The following is a 17,562-nucleotide window of genomic DNA, read 5'->3' on the forward strand; positions in this document are numbered from 1 at the left end:
AAAGTCAACACCAAGATTCCTAATGAGAATAAAGGTGGCAGCTCAAATAACCTTGCAACGAGCATAACAGAAGGAGTCAGAAGCCCTGCTAACCCCCATTTTTTCTTGGATGGATTTGTGGGATATTGCTTTGTGCTGCAATAAGGGCAAATCATTCCTGTGTCGAGAAAAGGCATTTTTCTGATTGTTTGGGCCCATCCCCATCGGTTTTTGCAGTTTTGGCATGTCGGCATCGGTTCTCCTCCATTCGTTTATGTCATTTTCCAACTTATTTAATTCCATATAATTACCATGACATATCAAAAAGAATTCATCAGCCAAAAATCCGAAACTTCAAACTAATAAAATTTTTTCGGAATGTTTCATTGTTCTCACATTAAAATCATTGTGTGAAAACGTTCCGATGATTATTATTAGAATATAATCAAATTGTAAATAATAGGAGAATCCATTGCTAAACTCTGTTGCACAGGATAAACCAAAACCCGAATATTTAATAATGAGGAGATCGATATGTTAACGACAAAACAACTTTCCGATATTGAACAATTGCAAAAAGAAGTGGAAGCGCATGATGGATTGGAAATGAAATTGAACTGGGACATGCTGCGGAACCGGTCTACCGAAGGGCTTGATTTTCTGCATTACGAAAAAAATGAGTTGATTGCATTTTTGGGAATGTATCCTTTCGGTTCCACGATTGAAGTGACAGGCATGGTAAAGCCCAGCGAACGCCGGAATGGCCATTTTACGCGGTTGTTTGAAGAGGCCATGACGGCAGTCAGACGTGCTGGCTTTAAGAAGATTTTATTGAACGCCCCAGCTAGTTCAGCAGCTAAGGAATTTCTACTGCGGCAAGGAGCCCGCTACGCATTTTCGGAACACCAAATGCAATGGAAGCCTCAACCGCTTGAAGACACAACGGATGATTTCATCTTGCGGGAAGCAGCTCGAGAAGATTTGGAATTGCGTGTACGGCTTGATGTGGAAGTCTTCAATGTCTCCCTAGAGAATGCGGTAGCGACCGAAAGCCGGATTAATGGAGACGAAGACACAGAGATGCTGATGATCGATGTCGGTGATAACACCATCGGCAAAATCCGAGTGAAACGCGAAAATGGACAGGCGTGGATTTATGGCTTTTCAATCTTGCCCGAACACCAAGGCAAAGGGTTTGGCCGAAAGGTGCTGCGCCGCGTCGTCAAACAGCAAAGTGAACGCGGCCATTCGGTTCACCTGGAAGTGGAAACGAACAATGCCAATGCCTTGCGTTTGTATGAGTCCGTCGGTTTTGAAATTGTCAATGCGCAGGATTATTATGAGTTTGACAAGTAGGCCTCAAACAGGATAAGAGCAAACAAAAAGGGAATCCACATAATCGGTGGAATTCCCTCTTTTAATTTTAGCCACGATTTCACAGCGCTTTCATCGATGAAACGTTAAGCTCCTCACTTTCAATTACAATTGCAGTTAATCCATTTGGTGTTTTGGTTTCATGCCATTCTCCCTTATTCCAGAAGGCTGCTTGGCCTTTTTGGATCTTTATGTATTCATTACTGTCTCCTCTAACCCAGCCTTCTCCAGCGACAACTAATAGAAGTTGAGGCAGAACAGCTTCATGAAAACCAATTACTCCGCCTGCTTCTAAGTAGATACAACCTACGTGCGCTGAATTTTGAGTCTGTGTAATACGTGACATAACAAAATCAGAATCAAATTTTGTTACTCGCTTTCCTGCCTCTTTGTTAAATTGATATATTTTCACCACAGGAGCCCTCCACTTCAAGTTCCTTCATGCAATAAACTTATGTACGACCATCTTTTAATAAAACCATTTACTTTTTCACTAGTTTCTCCATCAAATCTAATACAAAAATTGTATGGAAATCGTATATGCATTAAATTTAAAAATCAAAAACTGGTTATTTCCAAACCTCATTCAAATTATTTGAATAAAATTCAATTGCCTTTTTAAAAGATTGGATATCTTTATCTAACGTCGTATCGATCAGACATTGAAGAAGGATATTCATTGCGGCTTGATGCTCCTCAAGATTATAAAGAGTCATTGAGTAAAAAGTCTTCATAACATTATTAGCTGGAAAAAGTTCCATCCCTTTTAAGAATGTTTTTTTGGATTCAACATACATTCCTAATGTCCTGTATGTACTTCCCAATCCTATTAATGCACCCTCTAAATCTTTATCTTTCAACCCAAGAGTAATTGCCTTTTCGTAATAGGGAACAGCTTTCGCTTCTTCTCCTAACAAATCGTAACTCCAAGCACATTGATAATTCGCTAATGGATCTTCCGGATACAAATCTATCAATTTCAATATTAGTTTATTTGATGCTTCATGTTGTCCAATTTCTCTCAAATTAATTGCTTTTATCAATATTGGATCCATTTCTTCATCTCCTGCATTTTAAATCAATACGTCAGATCATTTCTGAAAAGAATGCTAACGAAAACTTCCGAGTAGTACGTTATTCATTTCTTAATGCCAGTTATCTTTTCTGAAGATTTCTTTCAAGAACTTCTATAGATTCATTTTGATTTTTGTAAAGCTAACTTCTCGATGTCTTCCACTAACGCCTCGACATGTTCGGCTTTGGTCGACCAGCTCGTGCAAAACCTGACGACGCTTTCGCTCTCATTGACGGTTTCCCATTTATGGAATGAATACTTTTTGCTCAAAAGTTCAATCTGTTCGTTATGTAGAATCGGGAATTGCTGATTGGTTTTTGATTGATATTTGAACTCAAATCCGTTGCTTTCAAAAGCATTTCGGATCGTCATTGCCGCATCAATTGCATGCTTGGATAGCTCCAGGTACAACCCATCTGTGAACAGCGTTTCAAATTGGATGCCCAGGATCCTCCCTTTTGCCAAGAGGCCGCCTCTTTGTTTGATCATGTATCGAAAGTCCTTCTTCAACGCTGGGTTGGTTATGACAACCGCTTCCCCGAACAATGCCCCGATTTTTGTTCCGCCGATATAAAACACATCACATAGCTTTGCAATGTCCGCCAGCGATAAGTCATTCCCCTCAGCGGCTAATCCATACCCCAATCTCGCACCGTCGATCATTAACGTAAATCCACATTCAAGGCACACGCTCCGCAGCGCTTCTAGCTCCGATTTGCTGTATAGCGTCCCGAATTCTGTCGGATTGGAGATATAGACCAACGCGGGTTGGACAACGTGTTCATGAGTGGCATCGTTCCAATGTTCTTCGTAAACTCCCCTAATCTGCTCGGCATCGATTTTTCCATCACTGCTCGGCAATGGCAGTATTTTATGGCCAGTCGCTTCGATCGCACCCGTCTCATGCGTCGCAATATGGCCGGAATGCGCGGAAACAACGCCTTGGTGCGGGCGCAGGATTGACGCGATGATTGTGGTGTTGGTTTGTGTTCCGCCAACTAGGAAATGGACATCCGCAGTTGGATCGCCGCAGGCTTCCATGATCAGGTTTCTGGCAGACTCGCAATAATCATCTGTGCCATAGCCCGGCGTCTGCACTTCGTTGGTTTCCATCAAGCGCTCCAATATACGTGGATGTGCGCCTTCTGCATAGTCGTTTTCGAATCGGATCATGTCGGTTTTCTCCTAACTCTATTTTTTTCGAATACAGGGTTGGCATTAATCGGTTTTCTCATTTCCACCATGCTGAAGCAGGAACAGCCAATCTTCCATCCATCCCAATAGTTTCCCCGATTTGAGGCGCCAGAAGATCAACATCATTTTCTGCAGCAGCTTGTACGGCCCGTTCGATCGGCTCTGTCCAGCCATGGCGCGCAAGCGTAAAAGCACCCCAATGTGTTAACAGCATGTTCTTGCCTTGTACATCGATACTGGCCTGTACGGATTCTTCAGGAAGCATATGGGATTCTGGCCAGCGTGTATCGTATTGCCCGCCTTCTATTAAAGCGATATCAAAAGGTCCGTATTTATCGCCGATTTCCTTGAAATGCCCTTCATAACCGCCATCTCCGCTGGTATAGAAACGGGTTTGTTCTCCAAGAATGACCCAGCCGCCCCAAAGCGTCGAATTCCGGTTGAAAATCCCTCTGCCTGAGAAATGTTTGGCCGGCGTCAAGGCGATGGTCAATCCTTGGAATTCATGCTCATCCCACCAATTAAGTTCCGTAATCTTTTCTTTTGCAACTCCCCATTGGATCAAATGATTACTGACGCCATATGGAACATAAAAATGAGCGACCTTGCTTTTCAGTTTTTTTATTGAGGCATAATCCAAGTGGTCGTAATGATCATGCGTGAAAAAGACTGCATCAATCGGCGGCAGCTCTTCTACAATAGCCAATAGATCCTCGCTATAGCGTTTCGGCCCGATAAAGGAAACCGGTGAAGCTCTGGGACCCAGCATAGGATCGATAAGGATTTTCTTATTATCAAGACTCAATATAAATGCAGAATGGCCCAGCCAGGTCAGGCTGTCTTCTTTGCCTTTAATCTTGTCCCAATCAATCTCAGAAACAGGAAGTTCACCGGATGATGGGCTGGTTGCGCTGGGTGATGAATCAGAGTTCTGAGGTGGCGAGGGGCTACCCGCGCTGCCGCCTTCCATCGTTGATTCTTGATTAACAAATTTGCCGTCCTTATAATTATCAAACGTATTATACAGCGCTTCTTTTTCCTTGCTTGGGTTAGCGCCAAAAGAAGGATGGAGATTTAAAAACAACAAAAGGACCACTCCTAACAAGGCGATTAATAGTGTTAAATAAATCCCGATTTTCTTGATGATCCGCATCTTGCCTTTTGATGGAGCTTTTCTTTTCTTTTTGTGCGTTGCAGGATGTTCTTCGAGATTCGACATTTCATCACTCGCCTTAGGGCTTTATTAACAAAAGGCACTTGCTGCACAGTGAAAATACCTCTTTCACCCTTCTGCTTTTCTTCATCATACCGAAAAAGAAGCAAAGGCAGTAATAAACTGCTTTGCTTCTTCATTATAAAGAAATCATTGCCCAACAGCCTGTCACTCCTATACACGCCTCAAAGCTTCTATCGGATTCAATTTAGATGCTTTTCTAGCTGGAGCGAATCCGAAAACGATGCCGATCGTCGTGGAAAAGCCCAGAGCCAAAATGATGGTTAAGGGTGACAGCAAGAAACTGGTGTCCATTAACGCACAGATCGCATAGGCTCCCATGACACCGGTTACGACACCGATGATTCCGCCCATAAGCGATAAAAAGATGGCTTCCATCAAAAATTGCTGCTGGATTCGCTTCGGTTCCGCTCCCAATGCCTTCCTGAGTCCAATTTCCGCGGTCCTTTCTGTAACAGATACCAGCATCATATTCATAATGCCAATACCGCCAACCACCAGCGAAATGGATGCAATGCCCACAATCAGCAAAGACAGCGTCGTGATCATCCGGTTGATTGTTGCCAGCATTTCCTGCGTATTGCGGATCAAAAATCCTTCCCCTTGATTTATAAACGATTCATTCAGTTCGGCTTCGATCGCGCGCGAGGTCTTTTCAGACTCCTTGGAGTCATCCATATAGACATCAGCCGCCATGATGGAATTGGTTCCAAGCAGCCGCATCGATGTCGTGTAAGGGACGATGACTGCCTCATTAATGGAACTCGATGAGAAAGCATGCGATTGTTGGAGTGTGCCAATAATGGTGAAGTTCATGCCGCCGATCAACAAGGTTTCTCCGATAGGGTCTTTCCCAAAAAATAATTCACGGGCAATCGTAGAGCCGATCAAACTTACTTTGTTTTCACTTTGAATGTCTAATGGATTGATCCCTCTACCTGTTTGGATCAAATCTTTGTTTTTCGAAAAATAGACATCGTTTTTCCCGTTCACGCTCACATCTTCTTTGACGCCTCCTGCAGCTGCAACCTTAGTGAAGCCTGTAACGGTCGGCGACACTCCGGACACATTGTCAATTTCTTCAAGGCGCTCGATATCTTGCGGCAGCAATCCCTGTTTCAAAGGGGTTCCTACAGTCGTTACAATGATTCGATCTGCCTGGAACGTAGCAAAATCATTGGTCATGTCGTTTGTAACTCCTTTGACGATGGTAATCAGGGCAATGATGGAACTTACCCCAATAACGATGCCCAGGGTGGTTAAGGCTGAGCGCATTTTGTTGTGGACTACGTTCATCCAGCTCATTTTCAAGTTTTCCCTTAGCATCCGGCTTCCTCCTCCGTGAGCAGTCCATCCAGGATCCGAAAGATCCGTTTCGCATTTTTTGCGATTTCCGCATCATGCGTGATCATGATAATCGATTTCCCTTCCCTGTTTAATTGGTGGAAGAGCTCCATGATTTGCTGGCCGGTCTTTTGGTCAAGCGCACCCGTCGGTTCATCTGCAAGCAGGATCGTCGGTTCGGTGACCATCGCCCTAGCAATCGCTACACGCTGCTGCTGCCCACCGGAAAGCTGGTTGGGCCGGTGCTCCATTTTCCCTTCAAGACCGACTCTTGATAACATTTCGGTTGCCCGCTGTTCCCGTTCTTTTTCACGGACGCCTGCATAAATCAGCGGCAGTTCTACATTATGCCTTGCACTTAAGCGAGGCAGCAGATGAAATTGCTGAAAAACAAACCCGATTTCCTTGTTGCGGATTGCTGCCAGCTCTTTTTCATCCAGTTCCTGAACTTTTTGCTGTGACAGGGTGTACTCGCCTTCTGTCGGAGTATCCAGGCAGCCAATCATGTTCATCAATGTGGATTTCCCGGAACCGGATGGCCCGAGGATCGCAGCAAAGTCCCCTTTATTGATGGACAGATCGATATTTTTGAGAACCATTTGCTCTTCTCCACCTAAAAAATAAGACTTGCTGATGCCCGTCATCTTCAAAATTTGTTCAGCCATGATCCTCATCTCCTCCAGAAGAGCTCCTGCAATAGCCCTTCTTCGTCAAGCGCGCGCATGACTTCATCACCGGCTGTTACACCGCTTTTCACTTCTACTTTCATCCCGTCATTGATGCCAGTTGTAATAGATTCTTCTATCGGTTCTCCTTCCTCTGATGGCAACAGCACATATGGCTGGTTCTCCTTATCAAAAAGAATCACTTCCATCGGCAGCGTGGTTACTTCTACGGCTTCTTCCTTAACAAGCTTCGCCTCTGTACTCATGCCGATCCTCAGTCCTTCATCTTTTTCGAGGTCAATCGCAGCAATAAAATAAGAGACACCATTTTCATTCCGTGCTTCTTTTGAAATAGCGGTGATGGTACCTGCCAGTTCTTTGCCCAGCGCATTGATGGCAACCTTGATTTTCTGATCGATTTTCAAATACTTGTGGCTGAATTCGTCAACTTTCACGTTGGCTTTGAAATTAACATAGTCCACTATGCTGATCATTTCGATGCCTGCTCGCACTTGGGCATTTTCCTTAATTCGAATTTGTGTAACTTCACCGTCTATTGATGATTTAATTTCTTCGCCTAGAGTCGACACGAACAGGACCTCGCCCTTTTTAACTACATCGCCTTGCTTCACTTTCACTTCGCAGATTTCCATCGGTTTATCACTTATCACAATTTCTCTATTTTTTGTGTCAATGGTCCCCGGAAAAAGATGATAAGTCGTGATATCTCCCGTTTCGGCAATTTCAGATTGGAAAGCTCCGGTTCCTTTCGGCATAAAAACAACCGCTCCAGCAATTGCTGCAATGACAAGTCCAAAAAGACACCATAGCAACCATTTCCTCTTTTTATGCTTGGTTTTAGCAGCCATATACTTCACCTCCGTCCCTCGGTGCACTATCGCTTGCGCATATGCTAAGTTTTATCGGAATATGTAATGGTTCAGCTGATTGGATATGCTAGTTCATGTCTCAAATGAAAGAAATTAATATGAATAGAGTTTTGATAAATTTTTATTAAAAATAATAAATTAATACTAACATAAATATTTTCATTAATCAGTCTTTTTAGATTTATTTCACCAAGCATAAATCTCAAATAAGGCTCACAGGTTATTGGTCAGCTTGACAACATGTACCCCGCTGGAAAAGAGAGAATAAGAAAAGGCAGCCCTGGAGGCTGCCTTTGGTAAATAGCTGGATGGAATTATTACTGAACGGCCGGTCCTGCCGTTAGCAAATCGTTTTTTGCTCGATCTACGAGCTTGCCAATCATCAAGTCCTCTTCCATATCAGAGCGGGAGTAATCGACATTTATTTTCATCTCCGGTTCATCTTGAAAATCGATGGCTCGGATTTTAACTATGGAAGTCATATCTAAGAAAGTTTCATTATCGTTCCATCCACGGATTTCTTTTTCCCAGAACAAATGTCCATTTTCTAAAGTACCATGGACAATTTTGTCATCCAGTTCAATGTATTTATAGAATTTCATTCTTACACCTGCTTTCAAAATTTTAAAGACTATTCTTCTTAGACTTGTGTGAATAAAGGATTTTTCCACTTGGTGTATAATACCCTTTTCATGCAAAAGAACACATACTTTTTGATGCAGCTGCCTCTTAGGCAAGCTGTGTTCGCTTACTTGCTGCTAAGAATCCGGTTTTTTGGAACCAACTTCGTGGCATGAACACGAAAGCTATGTAATTCATCGCAAAAAAAAAAGACGTCTTTAAAAAGGCGTCTTTAAAAGAGAAGTTTTTATTAACAAACTAAATGATGATTGTTTTTTTCTTGTTCAACTGCTCGCATCCGATTGAATGGAAACGCGGAAGGCTTATTTAAGCTGCACCGCTTTGCCGCCCGATTCCAGATAAAGTTTTAAGCTAGTGCCTATGCTCGAGCCTGGATAGTATTCCACTTCGCAGTAGTAATCGCCTTCTTTGATCAGCGGAACTTGGTCATGCTCGTATTCAGCCCACGTATCATCGAACATCGCTTCGACCGTGAAAACATCCTCTTCAAGCTCTTCCATGACGATTTCGCATGCGCCTTCATAGCGGGACGGTTCTTTCGCAATGACCGCAGGCAAATCCATCGCGTACGAAACAAACGTCACGCCAAATGCAAAAAGCAGCAACGCCGGTATCACGTACCGAAAGAAAATGATATGGAAGGCAAACCTCCGTTTTTCGTTTCGCCGCAGCATCTTCCAAAAATAATAACACCAAGACAACGTAATGATAAACGTCAATCCCAAGACAACATAATACGACAACTTCCTGCACTCCTTTGAATATCCTCAATAAGCTTCTTTATCAAATATACTAAGGACTTGTGAAGAAAGCTATTTAATTTTTCCAATTCTTTCTAAACTCTTCTGCATACTGGCTCTTTATGCAAAGAAAACTTCTAGGTAGAAATTGATAGCATACTTCTGAAATAAGGAACGTACAAACTGTAGCTTTTACGCTTCATAGAGCCGCACTTCCCCTTTATGGTTTAGCAGCCCAGATTTCAATTTCCACTTTTATCTCTGGTAACCCCAACGCAACTAGATAACCGATCGTCATCGCCGGAAATTCATCGGTAAATAAATCGATCCATTGCTGATTCAGCCATTGCCAATCGATTTGTTCGATTGCCCAGATATTCACTTTGACAATATGGTGGGCTTCCAATTCTTCTGCAGCTAAGATGGCTTCGATATTTTTGAAAGTGTTGCTGATTTGTCGGTTCATGCTCTCCGGAAAGCTGCCGTCCTCATCCATCCCGACTTGGCCCGAAGCTACATACCATTCAGCATTTCGTGGAATTTTGGTGATATGCGTATAATTGCCGACCGGTTCTGGCATGCCCTTTGGATTTCTTCTCGTTATTTTCTTGTTCCCCATTAAACTGCCCCACTTTCTATGATCTTTCTTTTACTTTACCAAATAAATATTTTTAAAACTATTTGGATTTTTTATACGGCAAGACCATTATTTAAGCTATTTATGTTATTGAATTTAAAAACTTCTTAAAAATTCACCATTGACGAACTCCAGTTTTTTCACTAATTCCAGCAACGATTTCATTAATAAAATAGCTTATACAAGAATCTGCATGAGCCATTAAAATTCTTTTCGGAACTAATATTTACAACATTAACATAGAAGAATGCGATCCTGCTTCTTCTTGACGAGAACCCATTATATGAACCAGCTGATTTTAATTAATTGGTTGATGATGATAAAAAATCTTTTACATGCGCTAAAATTTGGTATATTTGGAATAGGTAAAATTTATCAACTTTTTTGATGGAGGCGTATACATTGAACCAGACAATCGAATGCCGGAAATTAGCAAAAGCTTTTCAAGGTGACGGCGTTAAAACAAATGTATTAAAAAATATTAATCTCGTACTCGAAGACGGCGAGTTCATCTCATTTATCGGTCCCTCCGGTTCTGGGAAGTCCACCCTGCTCAGCCTTTTAGGCACACTCGATGATCCGACTTCAGGCGAGCTGCTGCACGGCGGTGAACCGGTCAACCGGCTAAATAGCCGCCAGCTCGCTGATTTCCGCTTCCAGAACATCGGCTTCATCTTCCAGCAATTTCACTTGATTCCCACCTTGACTGCGCTTGAGAACATCATGGCTCCGCTGTTTGGCCGAAAAGTCAGTTACAACAAAAAACAACGCGCACTGGAATTATTGGAAATGGTCGGACTGCCCGAAAAAGCGAATGCACTGCCTTCCCAGCTTTCTGGCGGCCAGCAGCAGCGAGTTGCCATCGCCCGCGCACTTGTCCATCAACCGAAATGGCTGTTGGCGGATGAGCCGACCGGCAACTTGGATTCCGAAACCGGCGAAATCATCTATCAATTGCTGCATGCATTGAATCGGGAAAAAGGATGCGGCGTTCTGTTTGTGACGCACGATCCGCAACTGGCCGACCGAGCCGACCGCAAAATTGAGATGTGCGATGGCGAAATCGTTGCCGACTCGCAGGTAATTCATCATGCTTAAGTTTATCTGGAATTCCTGGTGGCGAAACAAAGAGCGCTTTATCCTGCTCATGGTCGGCGTGTTGATCTTGAGTACGGGCTTAAGTTATTTGATCGGTGTTACACAGGCCAACAACGGTACCGTCGTAGAAGAACTGCAAAAGAGATGGAAATCTTCTTATCACCTTGTCGTCCGTCCGCAAGGCAGCCGCAGCGTTACGGAAGAATTGAACCTGCTGGAACCGAATTATTTGAGCGGGCTGGAAGGGGGCATTTCACTTCAGCAATATGAGCAGATCAAGGCGATGGCCAAGGTTGAAATTGCCGCTCCGATCGCGATGATCGGTTCGAACACGAATTATGTAGACCTTGAAAATCCCGCTATTACTGAACCTGGCATTTACCGCATGAAGATGACCGAAGAAACGAATACTGGAGCCCAAATCGAAGTGGACGAAACTTCTGTTTATGTGACAGCCGGCGCTTGGCAGCCCGGTGGTGAAGTGGCAATCGATTATGGCATTTCACCGGGCATCCCGAATTTGTCTTACGGGACTTCCATCATGATTGCGGGCATAGATCCCGAAGCCGAAGCCGCAATGGCCGGGCTGGATCAAGCGATCATCCCGAGTGAGTCAAGCCGTTATTTTGATGAAGAGGATACGTTCTCCGCCACAGGAGAAGTGATGGGCGTTCCCGAATACAGAATTCCGGTTTTGATCAGCAACCAGGATTTTGTGGACGCAAAAATCACGTACAGTTTTGAAAAACTCGATATCCCTTTTGACAAGGATCAGCAATCCATTGCTGAAGGCATTTTGGCAAAAGGCAAAGAGAAATACCTCGACACGCTTAAAGGGACACCCGTTAAAGAATTTACTTATCAGACAACCGATGTACACGAAAAACTGATCAAAAAGGTTCTCAATCCTTCTGATGATGGGATAATGACCGTCCCGGATCAAGCGTGGATTGCATTAAAACCTTCTACTGTGAACTATTCACCTGTCACCAGCCCCTTTTCGGAACGATGGCCTTATGCCTATGAAGTCCAGCCATTTGAACTTCCGGAAGATTCACCATGGGCCATCAAAAACATGTACCGCCAATTTAATCCTTACAGCGTTGACAGTTCAGCTTGGCCAAAATTGCGCTTGGATTTTGTCGGCGTATTCGATCCGCAGAATCTCCGAATTTCCAAAGATCCGCTGACGGAACTGCCGATGGAAACTTATTTCCCAGCCAAAGCGCAATGGGTGATGGATGCGGAAGAAGTTCCGGTCAATCCTCCCGCTGACATGAAACCGACCAACGATGATTATGGCTTTTTGACAAAGCCGCCACTGGTTTTGACAACACTTGAAGCAGCTGCTCAAATTTTAGGGGAAACCCCGATTTCTGCGATCCGCGTCAACGTAAAAGGCGTCGAATTGATGGATGCGGAAAGTGAAAAAGCCTTACAGGATGTTGCTGCCGAAATCGAGCAAAAAACCGGTCTTATAACCGACATCACGCTGGGCTCTTCCCCGCAGCTGGCATTAACCCACCTCCCCTCCCTTGGAGAAGAAGAGGGCCTTGGCTGGGTTCAACAGCCATGGATTAAAATCGGTTCGTCGATTTCCATTTTTAAAGAAGCCAAAATTGGCTTGAGTGGTGTGATTGCCAGTGTCATCCTGGTTGCCGTCGTTTACGTTTTCGCTTCCAGCATCATTATGCTTGTCGCCCGAAAAAAAGAATTCGCCGTCTTATTGGCGCTGGGTTGGCGCCCTTCTCAATTATCAAAACTGCTGTTTTGGGAAGCCACCATCCTCGGCATGCTTGTGGCATTGATCAGCTGGTTTATTCTCGGCTTATTTTTTGTATCCGGCAGTGTCGACACTTCGGCGTCCCGCGTCTTTTTAATCGGCTTGAGCGGACTCGCCATTTACTGGCTTGGCTCCCTTATCCCGATTGCATTGATACGGCGGATCCAACCGTTTGAGTCCATGCGTTCCGGCGAAGTTTCGCACCGGGCGAAACGGTTTGTCCGTTCGGAATCTGTTATCGGCATGAGTTTCAACAATTTGTTTTCGCAATGGCAGCGCAGCGTACTGTCCGTTCTCGCCATCGCGGTTCCGACCAGCCTCTTTATCTTCTTCCTGTTCGTGACATTCCGTTTGAAAGGCGTTCTTTACGCGACATGGCTCGGAGAATTCGTCGCGCTGGAAGTCGGAACGATGCATTATGTCGCAATGGGCGTCGCTTTATTGATCGCGATATTGACGACGACCGAGATCATGTGGCAGAACGTTTCCGAACGGCAATCCCAGATTGCGGTGTTAAAAGCAACCGGCTGGCAAAATAATAGCGTGCGTATGCTTGTTTTATGGGAAGGCATTCTCACCGGATTGGCAGCTGGGGTAATCGGAATAGCGATTTCGCTGGTTCTGATTTACTCCCTATATGGCCAACTGCCGATCGAAGAACTCGGGTTCCTGTCACTGACCTTAATGATTCCGGTTGTGACCGGTGTGCTCGGTGCCCTGCTCCCCGCACAGAAAGCGGCGCGCACTTTGCCTTATCAGGCGATCAGTGGCACGCTGCATAATTCGAAAAAAGTGGAAAGACAATTTAAATGGGCTTTGGGCATTGCAGGAGCGGCCTTGCTTGTCGGTCTCTCCTCGCTGTTTCTGTATACAATGCCTGAATTTGATAATGGATCAAGTGCAAGCATTTCTGAACAAGCTACAACAGGTACTGAAGGACAAGTAATGGCGGATGTATCCAAAAAAGATGAACCGAAGCAAAGCCAAGCTTCAGAAGACAGCCAGCAACCGGCTGCCGGCGAAATCGAAAAACTTCAGGAAACGGCTTACCGCTCGTATGTATTGGGAGACGGGACCGATGCAGCAGCAGACTTTAGAGTAGGTGCGCTTGTGGCAGCGCCTTCCGATTTAAAAGTGTCGAATGAAAAAAATCGATTGATTTCTTTCCCGGTGATCCTCGACCTTCCTGGAGAAAACGATGACTCCTCCACTACCTACAAACCGAGGGCCTTTAAACTCATCGACGACAAAGGGACGAAGTATTCGGTTGTCCATATGGATGTGACCAAAGGAAAAGAAAGATGGCTCAACCAGTATAAATTTTTGCTGCCCAATAAAATGACGGCCGTGTTGACATATGAAGTCCCAAAAGATCTCGATCGCGCTGTCTTTGTGGCGAAGGGCGAATTTTACCCGAGCCCTGTCGTTGTGGAAATCCCACTTACCGAAACTGCAGCGGCCAGTCCGCTGAAGCCTGGCGCCAGCGCCGCATACAGGATTGAAATGGACTTGAACGGAGAAGATGTTTTCCAAATACACGCAGAAATCGACGTCAAAAACGAGTCGCAGGATTCCTGGAACGATATCGGTTTTTATTTCATTCCGAATGCGTTGACGGCTGCCAATAAGCCGGAAGTGATGGCAGACGGTGCCGAAACGGCGATATCAAAAGTCCATATGGATGGCCAGGAAATTCCGTATGCACTTGACGGCAACCGCCTTCTCTTACAATTAGAGCAAGAATTAAAGCCCGAAGAGATGAAGACCGTGAAAATCGACTACACGCTCAAGCTTCCTGAAAACGGCCTCCGCTTGGCGCAAGTCGAAAATAATTTCTATTTGGCGCAGTGGTACCCGATGCTAGGCCATTACGACAATGGCTGGAAAATCCACGACTTTGACAGCAAAGGCGAATCGTATCACACGTCTTATGGCAACTATGAAATCGCGTATCAATTGCCCGGTGAATACCTGGTCGCCAGCTCAGCGCAAGACGGTGAAGCAGCACCGATGTCAACAGGCACCTTAACAGGCAGCAACATAAAAGATTTCTACCTGGCATTCCTGGATCCCAACGCTTGGCATACGGAGACATCGAGCATCAATAACACCGCTATCCGTATTTTCGCACCTACCGATGGACCGGATTTCACAGCTAATATGCTGGCTGTGGCGGAAGACGCTTTCGGCTTTTTTGAAGAAAAAATTGCGGAGCATCCAGCCGCAGAGCTGGATGTCATCGGCAATGACGGGGCGATGGAATATCCGAATATCATTGAAGTGAGCAGCAGCCCCAAAGAATTTGAACACACCCTTGTCCATGAAATTGCCCATCAATGGTTTTATTATCTGGTAGCCAACGATCCTTATACAGACGCATGGCTGGATGAGAGCATTTCAGAATGGGCGGCGTCCATGTATCTGGAACAAAACGGAGATATGGACCCGTTCGGTTTTTCCAGATCACTGGCCGAGACGAATTCCACCGATGCCGTTGTCAATTTGGCTTTGAGCGAATTTCCGGACGGACAATACTACTCTACGGTTTATGGGAAAACGCCGCTTTTGCTGCAGGAGTTTTTTGAAAGGATTGGCGGACAAGAACAAGCTTTCGGCTTTTTGTCGGCATACGTGAAGCAATTCCGCTTTCAATATGTTGACAGCCGCGTATTTGCCGCTTTTTTTGAAGAAGAAATAGAAGGGGACCAGCTGGAGTTTTTGGAAAGCTGGCTTCAGCTTCAAGAGCAAGAATGAGCATTATACAGGGATTCATCGGTAAAATTTAAAGAGAAAGAGGTGGCTGAAATCGGCACTCCCCCCTTTCTCTTTTTCAATTCACTTTATTCTGCGTTTCTTTATCGACCAAAGATCTTAACTCCCTTTCCTTCTTTTGTCTCACAGCCATTTACTTTGCATACCTTCAAAAATTAAAAGGTTTAGATCCTATAAAAGAAATAAATTTGTTCGCATTACTAAATGTTAAAATAAGTTACACGCAACTGAAAGGAGCATTTGTACCATGAGATACTGCAAAATTCGGGTTAAAATGTTTAGCAATAAGAAATTGTATAAAAGATTAACGCGGCTGCAAGAATTCCAAAAACCGGACACCCGGTCGATTGATGTCATCCTTTCGGAAATTGCCCAGCGGGACCCCGTGGAGTTTGAGGATGCAAAGATCGAAGTCGAGGTGGAGAAGTCCAAACGCCACATGGTGAGGGAAGTAAAGGAAATACTCTATTATGAGATCAAGTACTATGAGGATTATCTTGCCAAGCCAGCGTCCGAGACTGATCCCTATGAGCGGAAACTTCGAGCGGCAAAACTTCAAATGGTGCAACAAATACTGGCTCATCGCTGAAACTAGCCCAACCGAACAATAAATGGAGGGGGCTTTTTTGCTTTCTTCATTTATCCCACCGGTTCTTTAAGAGACAATGAGCCAGTCTCCCTTTTCATGCAAAAAAGAAGAAACCCCTCGTTTAGCTTCTCCCCTTCTGATCACCCACTTGAGTTGGATTTCTGTATGGCAGCCTGAAGGTTTTCGATAAACAAATCTGCGGCATGGGAAAACATTTGATGCTTTTTCCAGATGACGTTTAAGTTCACTTCCAATTTCGGCAGCAATGGCCTAAAACAGAGCACACTGTCTCCGCTTGTATTCACCAGCTTATCCAGGCACAGCGCATAACCGATGCTCTCTTGCACCATCAATGCCACGTTGAAAATCAGGTTATAAGTTCCCACGATATGGAGGTCGTCAATATTCCGGCCGAAGCACAAAGAGAAGCAACTGAAAATCAACTTCTCCCTTCCGATAAATTTTCCTCTACTTCCAAAAAGTTCATAACCGTCAAACGCTTTAAAATTCCACTTACTTTGTCGAGTTAGCCTTAGAATGTTCATATGTATACATAAAAAAATTATTCTTTAGAAATTGGTTTATCAAGTAAGGTATATTAACCTTTGTAGACATAAAGGAGCTGGAACGAAAAGTGATAGAACAATCCCAAAAAAATTTATGGGCACAAGTCGTGAAAACCGGAATCATCAAGTCAAATTTGATTCCAATGCTCGCCGGACTTATGCTTGCATTATATACGTATCAATACAGTTTTGTAGACAATATCGCAAATATTATGTTTGCGCTTTTCGGTACTGCTGCCGTTATTGCAGCAGCTGGTTCATTCAATAATATTTATGACCGCGACATTGATTCGATAATGGCACGAACAAAAAATCGTCCAACCGTTACCGGCACCATACCACTTAAGAAAGTGGGAATCGTTGCAGTTCTGTTGTTAGGCAGTGGGCTCGTTTTATTGTACCTGGCAGCTCCATTAGCCGCTTTTCTTGGATTTTTGGGCATATTCTTCTACGTGATCCCTTATACCATATGGACAAAACGCTATACCATTTGGAATACAGAAGTGGGGAGCATCTCAGGCGCGATGCCGCCTTTGATTGGATGGGCTGCAGTAGGGCCGGATATTTGGCATCCTGCATGCTGGGCTTTATTTTTAATACTCGTCATTTGGCAAATGCCTCACTTTTATGCGATTGCCATTCGCAAGCATGAAGATTATGCTGCTGCCAATATTCCCATGCTGCCAGTCGTAAAAAGCAGAAAACGCACTTACCTCCAAACCAACACGTATCTAATTTTGTTGGTGTTTTCCAGCTTGTTATTCTTGCCGTTAAGCCTGGGCCTGACTTTGGTTTCACTGATTTTAGGGTTAATTTGGCTAGGCTTGAGTTTATTTGGCTCACACAAGGCGGGAATCGAAGTCTGGGCGAATAAAATGTTCTTATTTTCCTTAGTGCACATGGTCGGCATTTACTTTACTGTAATTATTTACGCTTCAATCGGGCTGATTCTAACTGCAATTTCTTGAACAGCTTAAGTG

General features: G+C 44.3%; 17 protein-coding genes. 5 read left to right on the top strand and 12 right to left on the bottom strand.

What is annotated here, in order from left to right:
• Nucleotides 1-233, bottom strand: a 233-nt coding sequence (locus tag EGV91_RS07395; RefSeq protein ID WP_135502214.1) for a TIGR04104 family putative zinc finger protein, incomplete at its 3' end; no start/stop codon positions are given.
• A 280-nt stretch (nucleotides 234-513) separates the two neighbouring features.
• Between EGV91_RS07395 and EGV91_RS07400 the strand changes: the two genes are divergently transcribed.
• Nucleotides 514-1,335, top strand: coding sequence for a GNAT family N-acetyltransferase (locus tag EGV91_RS07400; RefSeq protein WP_135502216.1), 822 nt, complete (start codon nucleotides 514-516; stop codon nucleotides 1,333-1,335).
• Between the two features lie 79 nt (nucleotides 1,336-1,414).
• Here EGV91_RS07400 and EGV91_RS07405 read toward each other — a convergent pair whose 3' ends face one another.
• The 10 genes from EGV91_RS07405 to EGV91_RS07450 form a co-directional block, all read right to left on the bottom strand.
• Nucleotides 1,415-1,765 carry a cupin domain-containing protein gene (locus EGV91_RS07405; RefSeq protein WP_135502218.1) on the bottom strand — a complete coding sequence of 117 codons (351 nt, stop codon included), beginning with the start codon at nucleotides 1,763-1,765 and terminating at the stop codon, nucleotides 1,415-1,417.
• Nucleotides 1,766-1,922: 157 nt separating this feature from the next.
• Nucleotides 1,923-2,408 (bottom strand): tetratricopeptide repeat protein, encoded by a 486-nt coding sequence (locus EGV91_RS07410; RefSeq protein ID WP_135502220.1) that lies wholly within the window; start codon nucleotides 2,406-2,408, stop codon nucleotides 1,923-1,925.
• 140 nt (nucleotides 2,409-2,548) lie between these two features.
• Complete coding sequence (locus EGV91_RS07415) at nucleotides 2,549-3,601, bottom strand: threonine aldolase family protein (protein WP_135502222.1); 1,053 nt, start codon at nucleotides 3,599-3,601, stop codon at nucleotides 2,549-2,551.
• Between the two features lie 58 nt (nucleotides 3,602-3,659).
• Complete coding sequence (locus EGV91_RS07420) at nucleotides 3,660-4,775, bottom strand: MBL fold metallo-hydrolase (protein WP_135502257.1); 1,116 nt, start codon at nucleotides 4,773-4,775, stop codon at nucleotides 3,660-3,662.
• Nucleotides 4,776-5,009: 234 nt separating this feature from the next.
• Nucleotides 5,010-6,182, bottom strand: a complete 1,173-nt coding sequence (locus EGV91_RS07425) for an ABC transporter permease (protein WP_135502224.1) — start codon at nucleotides 6,180-6,182, stop codon at nucleotides 5,010-5,012.
• The gene (locus EGV91_RS07430; protein ID WP_135502225.1) at nucleotides 6,176-6,865 is read right to left on the bottom strand and encodes an ABC transporter ATP-binding protein; all 690 of its coding nucleotides are present in this window, start codon (nucleotides 6,863-6,865) and stop codon (nucleotides 6,176-6,178) included. The genes EGV91_RS07425 and EGV91_RS07430 overlap by 7 nt, the downstream gene beginning before the upstream one ends.
• A gap of 5 nt (nucleotides 6,866-6,870) precedes the next feature.
• Entirely contained in the window at nucleotides 6,871-7,734 is an 864-nt protein-coding gene (locus EGV91_RS07435) for an efflux RND transporter periplasmic adaptor subunit (protein ID WP_135502227.1), read from the bottom strand.
• A 338-nt stretch (nucleotides 7,735-8,072) separates the two neighbouring features.
• Nucleotides 8,073-8,357, bottom strand: a complete 285-nt coding sequence (locus EGV91_RS07440; protein WP_135502229.1) for a hypothetical protein — start codon at nucleotides 8,355-8,357, stop codon at nucleotides 8,073-8,075.
• Between the two features lie 342 nt (nucleotides 8,358-8,699).
• Nucleotides 8,700-9,140 (bottom strand): hypothetical protein, encoded by a 441-nt coding sequence (locus tag EGV91_RS07445; RefSeq protein WP_135502232.1) that lies wholly within the window; start codon nucleotides 9,138-9,140, stop codon nucleotides 8,700-8,702.
• Between the two features lie 217 nt (nucleotides 9,141-9,357).
• On the bottom strand, nucleotides 9,358-9,756 hold the full coding sequence (locus EGV91_RS07450; RefSeq protein ID WP_135502233.1) for a RidA family protein: 399 nt from the start codon (nucleotides 9,754-9,756) through the stop codon (nucleotides 9,358-9,360).
• Nucleotides 9,757-10,176: 420 nt separating this feature from the next.
• Between EGV91_RS07450 and EGV91_RS07455 the strand changes: the two genes are divergently transcribed.
• From EGV91_RS07455 to EGV91_RS07465, 3 genes are all read left to right on the top strand, one after another.
• Nucleotides 10,177-10,872, top strand: a complete 696-nt coding sequence (locus EGV91_RS07455) for an ABC transporter ATP-binding protein (RefSeq protein ID WP_241666137.1) — start codon at nucleotides 10,177-10,179, stop codon at nucleotides 10,870-10,872.
• Complete coding sequence (locus tag EGV91_RS07460) at nucleotides 10,865-15,409, top strand: FtsX-like permease family protein (RefSeq protein ID WP_135502237.1); 4,545 nt, start codon at nucleotides 10,865-10,867, stop codon at nucleotides 15,407-15,409. The genes EGV91_RS07455 and EGV91_RS07460 overlap by 8 nt, the downstream gene beginning before the upstream one ends.
• Before the next feature lie 265 nt (nucleotides 15,410-15,674).
• Nucleotides 15,675-16,016, top strand: coding sequence for a hypothetical protein (locus EGV91_RS07465; RefSeq protein ID WP_135502239.1), 342 nt, complete (start codon nucleotides 15,675-15,677; stop codon nucleotides 16,014-16,016).
• A 140-nt stretch (nucleotides 16,017-16,156) separates the two neighbouring features.
• Here the strand turns inward: EGV91_RS07465 and EGV91_RS07470 are convergent, their stop codons facing one another.
• Complete coding sequence (locus EGV91_RS07470) at nucleotides 16,157-16,459, bottom strand: type 2 periplasmic-binding domain-containing protein (RefSeq protein ID WP_135502241.1); 303 nt, start codon at nucleotides 16,457-16,459, stop codon at nucleotides 16,157-16,159.
• A gap of 230 nt (nucleotides 16,460-16,689) precedes the next feature.
• Between EGV91_RS07470 and cyoE the strand changes: the two genes are divergently transcribed.
• Nucleotides 16,690-17,550 (top strand): heme o synthase, encoded by an 861-nt coding sequence (cyoE, locus tag EGV91_RS07475; protein WP_421958243.1) that lies wholly within the window; start codon nucleotides 16,690-16,692, stop codon nucleotides 17,548-17,550.
• The last annotated feature ends 12 nt before the right edge of the window (nucleotides 17,551-17,562 follow it).

The organism is Planococcus koreensis (assembly GCF_004761975.1).
Taxonomy (GTDB): Bacteria; Bacillota; Bacilli; order Bacillales_A; family Planococcaceae; genus Planococcus; species Planococcus koreensis.

Excerpts from the sequence above, each read along its gene's own strand:
- EGV91_RS07400 (WP_135502216.1), top strand. The coding sequence starts at position 514 with ATGTTAACGACAAAACAACTTTCCGATATTGAACAATTGCAAAAAGAA.
- EGV91_RS07410 (WP_135502220.1), bottom strand. The coding sequence starts at position 2,408 with ATGGATCCAATATTGATAAAAGCAATTAATTTGAGAGAAATTGGACAA.
- EGV91_RS07415 (WP_135502222.1), bottom strand. The coding sequence starts at position 3,601 with ATGATCCGATTCGAAAACGACTATGCAGAAGGCGCACATCCACGTATA.
- EGV91_RS07420 (WP_135502257.1), bottom strand. The coding sequence starts at position 4,775 with ATGCGGATCATCAAGAAAATCGGGATTTATTTAACACTATTAATCGCC.
- EGV91_RS07425 (WP_135502224.1), bottom strand. The coding sequence starts at position 6,182 with ATGCTAAGGGAAAACTTGAAAATGAGCTGGATGAACGTAGTCCACAAC.
- EGV91_RS07430 (WP_135502225.1), bottom strand. The coding sequence starts at position 6,865 with ATGGCTGAACAAATTTTGAAGATGACGGGCATCAGCAAGTCTTATTTT.
- EGV91_RS07435 (WP_135502227.1), bottom strand. The coding sequence starts at position 7,734 with ATGGCTGCTAAAACCAAGCATAAAAAGAGGAAATGGTTGCTATGGTGT.
- EGV91_RS07440 (WP_135502229.1), bottom strand. The coding sequence starts at position 8,357 with ATGAAATTCTATAAATACATTGAACTGGATGACAAAATTGTCCATGGT.
- EGV91_RS07450 (WP_135502233.1), bottom strand. The coding sequence starts at position 9,756 with ATGGGGAACAAGAAAATAACGAGAAGAAATCCAAAGGGCATGCCAGAA.
- EGV91_RS07460 (WP_135502237.1), top strand. The coding sequence starts at position 10,865 with ATGCTTAAGTTTATCTGGAATTCCTGGTGGCGAAACAAAGAGCGCTTT.
- EGV91_RS07465 (WP_135502239.1), top strand. The coding sequence starts at position 15,675 with ATGAGATACTGCAAAATTCGGGTTAAAATGTTTAGCAATAAGAAATTG.